9 protein-coding genes and 1 tRNA gene are annotated in these 11,924 nt (G+C 65.1%); 5 read left to right on the top strand and 5 right to left on the bottom strand.

Annotation, left to right across the window (positions count from 1 at the left end):
• The first annotated feature begins 147 nt into the window (after positions 1 to 147).
• The gene (locus JN302_RS21970) at positions 148 to 1,014 is read left to right on the top strand and encodes an alpha/beta hydrolase family protein (protein WP_202334401.1); all 867 of its coding nucleotides are present in this window, start codon (positions 148 to 150) and stop codon (positions 1,012 to 1,014) included.
• A 237-nt stretch (positions 1,015 to 1,251) separates the two neighbouring features.
• Here JN302_RS21970 and gor read toward each other — a convergent pair whose 3' ends face one another.
• The 3 genes from gor to rpiA form a co-directional block, all read right to left on the bottom strand.
• Positions 1,252 to 2,643: a glutathione-disulfide reductase gene (gene gor, locus JN302_RS21965; protein ID WP_202329079.1), complete on the bottom strand. Its 1,392-nt coding sequence runs from the start codon at positions 2,641 to 2,643 to the stop codon at positions 1,252 to 1,254.
• Positions 2,644 to 2,859: 216 nt separating this feature from the next.
• Positions 2,860 to 3,429 (bottom strand): DUF2059 domain-containing protein, encoded by a 570-nt coding sequence (locus JN302_RS21960; RefSeq protein ID WP_202305053.1) that lies wholly within the window; start codon positions 3,427 to 3,429, stop codon positions 2,860 to 2,862.
• Between the two features lie 15 nt (positions 3,430 to 3,444).
• The gene (gene rpiA / locus JN302_RS21955) at positions 3,445 to 4,146 is read right to left on the bottom strand and encodes a ribose-5-phosphate isomerase RpiA (RefSeq protein WP_202305052.1); all 702 of its coding nucleotides are present in this window, start codon (positions 4,144 to 4,146) and stop codon (positions 3,445 to 3,447) included.
• 146 nt (positions 4,147 to 4,292) lie between these two features.
• Between rpiA and JN302_RS21950 the strand changes: the two genes are divergently transcribed.
• The 3 genes from JN302_RS21950 (at position 4,293) to JN302_RS21940 (ending at position 8,403) form a co-directional block, all read left to right on the top strand.
• Positions 4,293 to 4,976: a phosphoglycolate phosphatase gene (locus JN302_RS21950; RefSeq protein ID WP_202329078.1), complete on the top strand. Its 684-nt coding sequence runs from the start codon at positions 4,293 to 4,295 to the stop codon at positions 4,974 to 4,976.
• A gap of 99 nt (positions 4,977 to 5,075) precedes the next feature.
• Positions 5,076 to 5,150, top strand: a tRNA-Val gene (locus JN302_RS21945).
• Between the two features lie 712 nt (positions 5,151 to 5,862).
• A complete protein-coding gene (locus tag JN302_RS21940; protein ID WP_202329077.1) occupies positions 5,863 to 8,403 on the top strand; it encodes a M10 family metallopeptidase C-terminal domain-containing protein in 2,541 nt (846 codons plus the stop codon).
• A gap of 27 nt (positions 8,404 to 8,430) precedes the next feature.
• On the opposite strand, the gene JN302_RS21935 is transcribed toward JN302_RS21940, so the two are convergent.
• Both JN302_RS21935 and JN302_RS21930 read right to left on the bottom strand, forming a co-directional pair.
• Positions 8,431 to 10,293 (bottom strand): L,D-transpeptidase family protein, encoded by a 1,863-nt coding sequence (locus JN302_RS21935; protein ID WP_202305049.1) that lies wholly within the window; start codon positions 10,291 to 10,293, stop codon positions 8,431 to 8,433.
• Positions 10,294 to 10,491: 198 nt separating this feature from the next.
• Positions 10,492 to 11,403: an alpha/beta hydrolase gene (locus JN302_RS21930; RefSeq protein WP_202329076.1), complete on the bottom strand. Its 912-nt coding sequence runs from the start codon at positions 11,401 to 11,403 to the stop codon at positions 10,492 to 10,494.
• 47 nt (positions 11,404 to 11,450) lie between these two features.
• Between JN302_RS21930 and JN302_RS21925 the strand changes: the two genes are divergently transcribed.
• The gene (locus JN302_RS21925; protein ID WP_202305047.1) at positions 11,451 to 11,906 is read left to right on the top strand and encodes a MarR family winged helix-turn-helix transcriptional regulator; all 456 of its coding nucleotides are present in this window, start codon (positions 11,451 to 11,453) and stop codon (positions 11,904 to 11,906) included.
• Positions 11,907 to 11,924: the final 18 nt, after the last annotated feature.

Below are 11,924 nucleotides of genomic sequence, written 5' to 3'. Positions count from 1 at the left end.
CAGCTGTCCTAACGTCAATGGTAGCTTTTCCTCGCTTCCCTGCGAAAGGTGCAGCCGATGTCAGACGATGCCGCCATTTCTTCCCGGAATGCAGCCAGACCCGCAAACTCGGCCCACGCACCCGGCAGTGCCATCCGCCGCGGCGACATTTCCTTCCTCGCCGACGATGGATTTGCGCTCAAGGGCACGCTGTTCGAGGGCAGCGGTACCAGGCCGCTGGTGCTGATCTCATCGGCAACCGCCGTGCCCCGCGGTCTCTATGCCGGCTTTGCGGAAGCGGTCGTCAGGGCCGGCGCGCGAGCCGCGCTGATCTACGACTATCGCGGCACGGGAGGCTCATCGCGCCCGGCCGGCTGGAAGAAGCGTATCGGCATGAAGGACTGGGCGCTGCTCGATCTGCCGGCCGCCGCGCGGGCACTGGATGCCGTGTCGCCCGACCACCCGATGGTCGGGGTCGGCCAGTCCTATGGCGGCCAGGCCCTGGGCCTGTCGGGGATTCCAGGGCGCTTCCTGCGCTACGGCATGGTGGCCACCATGTCCGGCTACTGGCGCGGCCTGGACGACCGCCTCGCCGGGCCGCGCATGTTCCTGGTCGGCGTGCCGGCCTCGCTGCTCTTTCGCGACATGCCGCGCCGGCTGGGCGTCGGCGAGCCGATCCCCGGTTCGGTCTTCCGCGACTGGGCGCGCTGGTGCCGCATGCCGGACTATTTCTTCGACGACCCGAGCCTACCCGAGACGGCGCGCTATCGCGACGTCAGGACGCCGATCCTGGCTATCGGCCTCACCGACGACCCCTGGGGCACGAGACGCGCCGTCCGGGCGCTGATGCGGCACTACGAAAATGCGCATGTCGAGGAGCGCTGGCTGTCGCCGAGCGACGGCGGCGGACAGAAGATCGGCCATCTCGGCTTCTTCCGCTCCCGCTTCGCCGAAACGCTATGGCCGCAGTTCGCCGCCTGGCTGCTGGACGGCACACCCATGACGATAGGGACGACATCGGACGCTCAGGCATAGATCGCATCGCCCAAGGCGTCGGGGAACGAGCCCGACATTCCCGCCGTGGCTGTGTTCGCAAAGGCGGCCATGGTCAACCCGGCCGCCCGCCGACAAACCAGGAATGACCGTAGGTGCCGCCCCGAAGCCACTTCCCTGCCGATTGAAGGGCGTCGCTGCGACCGGGTCTCGCAGAAAAACCGGGAGCCCGGGCGCCGTCTCGCTCACCGACGACGTTGCCGGTGAGCAGGGACGCCCCTACCCCACGCGCTCACCGTTGCGGATGCTGTGGCTCGGTTTGTACATGGTCACCAACTCTTCCGCAGCCGTTGGGTGAAGCGCCATCGTGCGGTCGAAATCCTGCTTGCCGAGGCGCGCCTTGACGGCGATGCCGAGCAACTGGGCCATCTCCCCGGCGTCGGGGCCGAGCACATGGGCACCAAGCACGCGGTCCGTTGCGCGATCGACCACGAGCTTCATCATCATCCTTTCGTCGCGGCCGGCCAGGATATTGCGCATTGGCCTGAACGCAGCGCGGTAGATGTCGATCTCCTCGAAACGGGTACTCGCCTCGTCTTCGGAAAGCCCGACGGTGCCGATCTCCGGCTGCGAGAAAACGGCCGTGGCGATCGTGTCGTGGTCGGGCCTGGTCGGATTGTTCTTGAATGCCGTCTCGACGAAGCACATCGCCTCGTGAATGGCGACAGGGGTGAGTTGAACCCTGTTGGTGACGTCGCCAATGGCCCAGATGTTCTCGATGTTGGTCCGCGAAAAGTCGTCGACGACGATCTCTCCCATCTTGCCGGTTTCGACGCCAGCCTCTCCCAGGCCGAGATTCTCTGTGTTGGGAATGCGGCCGAGCGCCAGCATCGCCTGGTCCACGACCAGGCGCTCGCCATTGGACAGGTGCACGTCGAGGCGCCCGTCGTCGCGCCGGTCGACTGCCTCGCCGACGGTATGGCACAAAATGCGGATGTCCTTCTTCTCCATGGTCTCGTGAAGGCCACGCCTGAGATCCATGTCGAAGCGGCTGAGGATCTCCCGGCCTCGATAGACCAGCGTGGTCTCGACGCCGAGACCGTGGAAGATGTTCGCGAACTCCACGGCAATGTAACCGCCGCCGGCAATCATGATGGCCCCGGGCAGTTCCGGCAGGTCGAAGGCCTCGTTGGAGAAGATGCAGTGCTCATGGCCGGGAAGGGCGAGATGTGGATTGGGACGCCCGCCGGTGGCGATCATGATCTGATCGGCCGTCACGGTGCGGTCCTCCGCCTCGATGCGGATCGTATGCGCATCGACCAGCGTGGCGCGCGACTGGAAGACCTGCCCGCCGGATCCTTCCACGCCCTTTCTGTAGAGGCCCTCAAGCCTGGCGATCTCCTTGTCCTTGTTGGCGACCAGCGTCTGCCAGTCGAACCGCGCCTCCGGCACGGTCCAGCCATAGCCTGCCGCATCGGCGAAATGCTCCGGGAACTGCGAGGCGTAGACATAGAGCTTCTTCGGCACGCATCCGCGGATCACGCAGGTGCCGCCAAAGCGGAACTCCTCGGCGATCGCGACACGCTTGCCGAGGCCGGCGGAAATACGTGCGGCGCGCACGCCGCCCGAACCGCCGCCGATGACGAAGAGATCGTAGTCGTAGCTGCCCATCGATGCGGTCCCTCTATTCTGCGCGAACAGACAGGTAGAGGTGACGACGCCAAAAGAAAAGCCCGGCTGCGAACCGGGCTCGTTTCTGCCTGGGTTTTCGCCTGCCGCATGGGCCCAGGGGAATCGTATCCGACCTTCGGAAGGCCGATGCGCCGATAGCAGCGCTGGAGCGTCCTTTGGCGCGTGGAGGCGGACGCGATGCGCTCCAGGCCGAAGTCAGTTGGCGTTGTTCTGCGCCGGTGCGGCCTGGGCCTCAGGGGCGGGAGAAAGCGGCTGTGCCTGCGCGCCCGGAGCCTTGCTCAGGACCTCGCCGACGGACTGGGCGAGATCGCGGGCAACGCCGCGCTGCCAGATTTCCGCGGCCTGCATGACCTGGCGCATCACGATCGCGCCGTCGGCCAGGAGCTTCTTGCCGGCGCCCGAATTGTAGAACGTCGAGATCGTATTGAGATCCTCCTCCGAGAAAGTGCGAGCATAGGCCATGGCCGCCTCCTTCTCGAGATCGGCGCGGCGTCCGGCCAGCCACAGCGTCTTTTCGTCCACCGTCTGCAGGATGAGCTGCTGCCGATCCGGGTTCTTCTGGATCAGCTCCGCCTTCAGCGCGGCCGCGGCCTGCGGCAGGATCGAGTCGAACTGATCCGTGACATTGATCGAATCAACCGCGGCGCGGGCCGCCTTGAGGTGCGATTCGGAGATGTCCTGTGCGGCGGCGGGAAGAGCGCACGCCAGGACCGCGGCGGAAACAAAGGCAACGGAAAGACAGCGGGCACGATCGGCCAAGGTCATGACGAATAAAACTCCCTATTGGCGGGTGGCTTGCAGGGTCTCGATGCCGCTCTTTCCCGCGACGATCGCCGCAGTCGCCATCCCGAGAAACAATCCGTGTTCGACCACGCCGGGGATGGCGTGAAGCGCGAATGACAGGGCTCTTGTATCCGGAATGCGGCCAAAAGATGCATCGAGGATCAAATGTCCGCCGTCAGTAACAAAAGGCGCGCCATCCGTCATGCGCAATGTGAGCGAGCCGGCAAGACCGAGGCCGTTGGCGGATTTGGCGATCGCGATGGTCGTGGCCTTCAGGCCGAACTTGTTGACCTCGATCGGTAGCGGAAACGCGCCCAACGCGTCGACAAGCTTGGAGCGGTCGGCGATGACGATCATCCTGGCCGAGGCAGCCGCCACGATCTTCTCGCGCAGCAGCGCGCCGCCGCCGCCCTTGATGAGCGACAAGGCCGGGTCGATCTCGTCGGCGCCGTCAACCGTCAGGTCGAGTTCGGGCGTCTCATCGAGAGTCGACAGAGTGATGCCGAGTTCGCCGCAGAGCTTCGCGGTGCGCTCCGATGTCGGCACGCCTGATATCGTCATGCCGCCGGCGACCTTCTCGGCGAGCAGCCTGACGAACTCTTCGGCGGTCGAGCCGGTGCCGATGCCGAGCTTCATGCCGTCGCTCACATGCTCGAGCGCCGCGCGTGCGGCTTCTATCTTCAGCGCCTTCGCATCCATCGAATTGACCGCATGCCCCTGTTCCCGCTGCGGCTCCTATCACTTTTGTCCGGAAGGGCAAAGGTTTTATAGGCAGGAGCGCGCCGCGCTCTTGCGGGCGGGCGAGCAACCACGCTATCGGCGGTCCCGACAGCAAGGAAGATCGCATGACCCGGCCAATCATCGTTTTCGATCTCGACGGCACGCTCGTCGACACCGCACCCGACCTGCTCGACAGCCTCAACCACAGCCTTGTTGCAGGCGGGCTCGCCGCGGCGGAGGCCGCCGCCCTCTACGGCTTCGTCGGCCATGGCGGCAAGGTGATGATCGAGAAGGCGTTTGCCGCGCAGAACCGGCCGCTCGCGGGCGCCGAGCACGACCGTCTCTACGATCTTTTCGTCGAGCACTACAGCAACAACATGCCGGGCAAGTCGCAGCCCTACCGCGGCGCCGTCGCCGCGCTCGACCGCTTCGCCGATGCCGGCTACCTGCTCGCCGTCTGCACCAACAAGTTCGAGATGATGGCTGTGCGGCTGCTGACGGAACTGGGCATCGCGCACCGCTTCGCCTTCATCGCCGGCCAGGATACCTTCCCGTTCCGCAAGCCGGATCCGCGCCATCTCATCGAGACAATCGCGCGTGCGGACGGCGACTGCGACCATGCTCTGATGGTCGGCGATTCGCGCACCGACATCGACACGGCAAAGGCGGCCGGCATTCCTGTCGTCGCCGTCGATTTCGGCTATACCGACCGCCATGTTCGCGAATTCGAGCCGTCGACGATCATCTCCAGTTTCGACGAGCTCACGCTGCAGCTTGCCGAAAAGCTGATCGCCGCAAGCCGGGGATAGACCCTATCGGACCTGGGGAAAAATGACGGCAAGTCGTCCTTGACTTGCCCCGGCATGACCCCTTATATCGCGGCTCGCTTGGCCCCTCTGGCCATTGGCGGGCGATTAGCTCAGCGGGAGAGCACACCCTTCACACGGGTGGGGTCGCAGGTTCAATCCCTGCATCGCCCACCATCCAAGCCAGCGAGGCCAGGGCTTGGGTGGAAAGCGCCGAGCAGGCGCAGAGGAATGTTTCCTGAGCCAGGCGCTTCCGCTTTCCGGATTGCAGACCGGCTTCGACGCGATTGCCTTTCGATCCCGGCCGAGCCGCCGGTACTGTCGGACTCGGCCATGACGAACTTGGCAACATCGGCGACATCTTGGTGAATGGCCTCCCCTGGGCCAGCCCGCAGCTTTGCGCTCCGACCCCATGCGGATTCGAGCCGCACGAATTGCCTGGCCGGCAACCCCCCTAACGCCTCGAGACGCCCGCGCCCCCGGTGAAGGGACCGAGGACGCGGGACAATGCGGGGAAGCCCCGGATCACCGGGTTGGGGAAAGCGGAGATGTGAGGGCTTCCACTCTTCAGATACGATTGCTCAACCCGCGATGTTTCATACAACTTGAAAGAAAAGACCAAGATCCATCCCTCGCGGAACGTCGCATGAGGGGCGGATCGCTTTACGCCTTGCACCCTGCCGCAGGGGTGCTCATGGCCAAAAGCAGCCCTGCCCTCCTCCGAAAGACGTATCGGACGCTCCTTCGACCGTTGTAGGCCGGCCCACCATCAGCGCCCGTTTCGCTCCCTATTGGGCCGGACCGAATGCGAGGCGCCCGTGCTAGCCTTTCCAACGGGCCGAGCCGTCAGTGTCGGTCAGCATGTTGAATTCACTTGGCAGCTTGGCGCATGTCGGCCGGAGATTACGCCACCACAGTGACGGGCAACCAGAACGTCGACGCCCTGCTTTTCGGAACGCGCTGGAGCAGCACCAGCCTCACCTATACCTTTCCAATCTCGGCCTCCTACTACCCCGCCTCCTATGAGTGCGAGCCCGGCCATTTCGACACGCGAACGGCTCACTTCCTGCCCGTCACGCCACAGCTCGCGGACGCCTTTCGCGCGGCCACCCGCCAGTATGAGGCGGTTTCCCGCCTGACTTTCACCGAAGTCGGGAGCAGCGTTCAGGCCGACCTGACCGCGGCCAGGGCGGCGATCGACTTCACCGCCGACGCGCGTTTCCCGACCTGGGCGAACGAGGGCGACATCTGGTTCAACGCGACGGACTACGACCGCCCCACCCGCAGCAATTTCGCCTGGGTGACCGTCCTTCACGAGATCGGCCACACGCTCGGTCTCAAGCACGGTCATCAGAACAATCACGGCCTGACCCACCAGGCCCTGACACCGGACCGGGATTCGATGGAATTCTCCGTCATGACCTACCGTTCTCACGTCGAGGGCGGCACGGGCAGCTACACCAACGAGTCCTCCGGCTATGCGCAGACGCTGATGATGTACGACATAGCGGCCATCCAGCATCTCTACGGCGCGAACTTCACCACCCGCGCAGGCAACGATGTCTATCGTTTTTCGCCGAACACGGGCGAGATGTTCATCAACGGCGTTGGCCAGGGCGGACCTGGTTCCAACCGGATCTTCCGGACGATCTGGGACGGCAACGGCATCGACACCTATGACTTCTCGAACTATTCGGCCGGCATGCGGATCAGCCTCGCGCCCGGCGGCTGGTCGCTGTTCTCCGCATGGCAGCGCGCAGATCTCGGCGACGGCAGTTTCGCACGGGCCAATATCTACAACGCGCTTCAATTCGGCACCGACCAACGATCGCTGATCGAGAATGCCATCGGCGGCGCCGGCAGCGATACGATATCGGGCAATCAGGCCGCCAATACTCTGCAAGGCAACGCCGGCAACGATGCGCTGATCGGCCAGGGAGGCAACGACAGGCTCTACGGAGGCAACGGCAACGACGTGCTGCGCGGCGATTTCCTGCCGACCAAACTCGGCTTCGGGACGGGGTATGTGACGCTGGCGGCAGGAACAGCGAACAACAGCCTGCAGACCGCAAGAGACCTGACCGGCAATTTCACGCTGACGCCCGATCCCGACATCGCCGACGCCACCAATGTGCCGCACACAAGCGTCAACGCGACCGGCAACGGCCGCGCGGCATTCTATCGGATCGAGCTGACGGAGGGCATGACGGTCACCCTCGACATAGACCACGCCGTGGGTTTCGACAGCTACGTCCAGATGAGGAACGCCGCCGGTGTTCCGCTCAGCGGCAATGACGACAATGGCGTGAGCGATCCCGGCTCGAAACCGTATGCGGGCCGCACCCAGGACTCCCGGCTTGCCTTCACCGTTCCCGGCACCGGCACCTACTACGTCGCCGTGGGGACCTTCGACGGCGCCACCGGCGGCTTCGCCGCCTCTGTCCCGGCCGGGGCCACCTACGCGCTGAACATCTCCGTGGCAATGCTCGGCCATGTCGGCAACGACCTTCTTTTCGGCGGCGCGGGCAACGACCAGCTCCATGGCGACGCAGGCAACGACCTGTTGGTGGGCGGCGCCGGGGCAGATCGCCTCTATGGCGGCACCGGCATCGACACGGCCTCCTATTACGCCGCGGCGGGCGGCGTGACCGTCAGCCTGGCCAGCCCGGCGACGAACGCGGGCGAAGCCAAGGGTGACCTCAACTCCTCGATCGAGAATCTGTCGGGCTCGGCCTATGGCGACCGGCTTTTCGGCAATGCCGCAGCCAATGCGCTCGACGGCTCGGGCGGCAACGACCTGCTGACCGGAGGCGCCGGGGCCGACCGTCTGGTTGGCGGGGCAGGCCGCGACACCGCGAGCTATGCGACTTCGGCTTCGGGTGTCTCGGTGAGCCTGACGACGCGTCTCGGCTCGACCGGGGACGCGAAGGGCGACACGCTGGCCGGCATTGAAAACCTGATCGGCTCCGGCCACGCCGACCGGCTGGCCGGCGACGCCGGAAACAATGTCCTGCGCAGCTACCGCGGCGCCGACCACCTTTGGGGAGGAAGCGGCAACGACGTTCTTTTTGGCGGCGCCGACAACGATACGCTCAGCGGTGGCTCCGGGGCGGATCAATTCGTCTTCGACACCTTTCCGAACGCCCTGAGCAACACGGACAGGATCACCGATTTCTATGTGCCAAGCGACACGATCCGGCTGGAGAACGCGGTCTTCCCCGCGTTGAGGACGACGGGGCTTCTACCGGCGGCGCAGTTCTTCAAGAGCAATGCCGGAGTGGCGCATGACGCAGACGACCGCATCATCTACGATATCGACAGCGGCGCGCTGTTCTACGACGCCAATGGTTCGGCCGCGGGCGGCGCGATCCTGTTCGCCAGGGTCGGCACCCATCTCGCCCTCACCCATGCGGATTTCTTCGTGATCTGAGAGCGGGCGCGGAGAGCCGCGTCGCGCTCAGGTACTCGGCCGGCGCACCGCGTCGGTCTTGTCGATCGCGGTCTGGAGACGCGCGTCACGGTCATAGATGTCGGCGAAATACTCGACGTTCCCGGATGGATCAGGCCAGGCCGTGAAATAGGCGACATAGACCGGAATCTTGCGCATGACCTTCTCGGTTGAATGGCCTTGTCCCAGCTTCTGCACCACGTGATCGACCGTGGTGCCGAGCACGGCGGCGGCCATCCCGCGCGGATCCTGAAGCCTGACGCAGCCATGGCTGAACGCCCTGACGTCGCGGCGGAAGAGATCCTTCGACGGCGTGTCGTGCATGTAGATCGCGTGCTTGTTGGGGAAGAGGATCTTCAGTTCGCCCAGCGCATTCGCCTCGCTCGGCGCCTGGCGCACGTTGAACGGCACCCGTGCCCCGTAGGCGCCCCAATTGATCGACGACGACGGGATTCGGCGTCCCTTGGAATCCGTCACTTCATAACCGGCCCGGTCAAGATAACCCGGATCGCGGCGCAAGCGGGGCAGCATCTCGTTGACGATGATCGATTGCGGCACGCCCCAATAGGGATTGTAGTCCACCTGCTCGATCTCGTCGAAGAAGAAGCTGGTCTGGTTGGTCGGCTTGCCGATGACGGTGCGCGTCAGCAGCTTCGTTTCCCCGCCTTCGACATAGCTCGCCGTGAAGGCCGGCTGGTTGATGAAGACGCGCGGGCTGCCGAGATCCGAAGGCAGCCAGCGCAGCCGCTCCAGCGCGATGAGCACCTTGTCCATGCGGTCCGCCTTCGAGGTCCCGACCAGCGCCGCGACGGTGCGCGGGCCGATCACCCCGTCGGGCTTCAGCCCGACCTTCTCCTGCGCGGCCCGGATCACCGGAACCAGTTCCTCGGAATAGGTTTCGCTGCCGCCCAGCCTTGCGAGCACTTCGCCGAAGTCGGCGCCGGTTTCGTCGTCGAGTCCGCGCGCGATCACGCCGAGCAGCTTCGGCAGGTCGAGGCTGGACCCGCCGGGTTTCAGCAGCAGCTTGGGGTCGACGACCACCTCGTTCTCGGCACTGGCGCGCAAGGCTTCGAGCTCGACCCGCAATGCCTGGTATTCGGCGTTCTGCGGATGCCGGGATTCCAGATAGGTGCGCACCTCGGAGGTGCGGGACAGCGTCTTCAGCACACCGGCCGGATCGAACGGTTTGGCGGGAAAGTCGTGATATCCGGACAACCGGTTCGGATCGATGCGGCCGCCTTGCGCGTCGCGCGCATAGCGAAGCACGCGCGCAGACAGAGCCATCTCGAAACGGATCAGCTCGGCCAGCCGCGCACCCTGGTTCTCCAGGGACATGTTGGCGGGCGGGACAACGATCGAATATTCGTCCGCCGCCAGACCGAAACTGCCGGCATCGCTCAAGGTACGAACGGCCTCGACGGCACGCGCGTTCAGATCGAGCCCCGACACCCAGATGAAGTCGGGATTTTGCGCGTAGTAGGCGACCAGCGCCCCGGCGATGTCCTTCTCGGCGGCCAGGTCGAATCCCTCGAGGCCGGCGACCGCCTCACGAAACGAGGCGCCGACTAGGATCGGCTCGAGGCCGGCCGGCTGCGGTGCGGCGAGCAGCGGCGAGAAGTCGACCTTCACAAGCGGATCGACCTTGTAGTCGTAATACGAAGGACCCGAGATCTTCGGAACCGCACGCCGCGCCGTCGGCCTGGGCTTGGAGGGCGCCGGCGGCAACCCGCCCTGGCGCGGGCGCTCCCGCAGACCGCCCCCAAACAGCCTTTCGAAGAAGTTCTGGGCGCTCGCCTGTGGAACGCCGGCGACGAGCACCGCCGAAAGCGCCACGAAAGGAAGCAGGGCTGCTTTCCTGCCGAAGAGTCTCATCGATCACCCCATCCAGCCGGGAAATCCGCTGCCTTGGCCGCATTACGGAGATGATTCCGCTGTGCGGCGAGACGTGATCATACCGATACAACTTGGCATCGTTAAGATTGTGTGAATTTGGACCCTGCCAGCCGGGCGCACACAGGTTTGTGACCGCCGCGCCGACATGCGGCGCGGTCGGCCCTTGCATCCCACCGCTCAGTTCACGAGCGCGAGCTTCTGCTTTCGTTCCACGAAGCCGACCGCCTGCGTCACGACCTCGGGATCGTAGAGAATGCGGCGATGACCGAGCCCGCGCGCCCAGTAGAGCTTCACATGGTCGCCCGCCGCGGCCAATGCCTTGGCGTCGTCGGCCGGTACTTCACGATCATCGGGCGCATGGATCACCAAGGTGGGGATCGGCATCGACGCGAGTTGCGCGGCGCCGACGAAATCCTCGAGCGGCCGGCCGGCGACGCGCTCGACCTGGGCCGCGACCGCGACCTGCGAGCGCGGCCCGAGATTGAGGAAGCGTCCGAAATCCTCGAACAGCGCAGGCATCGAACTCGGCGCCGATATCAGCACCAGCCGGGACGCCGGGATCGGTTCGATGCCAGTGACCGAACCCACCGCTGAATTGAGGGCAACGGCCCCGCCGAAAGAGTGACCGACGACGCCCGCGAATGGTCCGAACCATTCGGCGGCGACGCGCACCGCATCGACGGCGATGGCCATGTTGAGCCGGCGTCCCGACGAGTGCCCGTGCCCCGGCAGGTCGAGCGCGATGACGCGATAGCCGGCGTCGCGGAACCCTTCGATCAGCGACTTCATATGTTCCGTGCGCGAACGCCACCCATGGACGACCAGCATGGTGCCCACGGGGCGACTTCCCGTCGCCGGCTTGAACTCGAACGCCATGACCATGCCGCTCCTGGCGGTGAGGCGGTGGCGCCTGGCATCGGCCATGAAGCGCACCGCCTGGTCGACGGCGCGCCGCTCGCCCGCCGAGAGCGATTTCGGGTTGGGCGTGCGGCAGAAAAGCTCGAAGGCGGCGCGCCCGGTGAGGCCTGGTGCAACGTGCTCCGCGACCCCAAATGCACTGCGGATGACCTTCACGGCGAATGATGGCATAGTGAGAATCCACAAAATGGTTCAAACATGAACATATTAGTTCAATCATGAACAATAAGCAAGACCTGCCCTGGGACAATCCGCGATTCCGCAACTGGATCGCGCTGGTGCGCGCCGAAAAGGCGGTGGTGCGCGCCCTGACGAAGGCCCTGGCCCCGCTCGACCTGAAGATCGGCCAGCTCGACGTGCTCATGAATCTCTACCGACACCCGGGCATGTCGCAGCACGACGTCGCCCGCCGTCTGCTGGTCGGCCGCTCGAACATCACCATGTTGCTGCCGCAGCTCGAAACCCAGGGCCTGCTGCGCCGCGAGAGCGACCCCAAGGACAAGCGCATCATGCGCCTCTATCTGACCGACACCGGTGAGACGCTGCTGATGAAGGCGCTGAGGATCTATTCGACGCTGATCGAACGGGTGATGGCGCAATCGAGCCCGAGCGAATGCGACACGATGGGCGAGCAGATGCGGCGCATCGAGGAGATGCTGAAGGCGGACGACTGATCCATTCGTGGATATCCG

The organism is Mesorhizobium sp. L-8-3 (genome assembly GCF_016756615.1).
Lineage (GTDB): Bacteria > Pseudomonadota > Alphaproteobacteria > Rhizobiales > Rhizobiaceae.
Note: the sequence above shows the minus strand (reverse complement) of the source record. Positions and strands in the feature narration are given on the sequence as shown.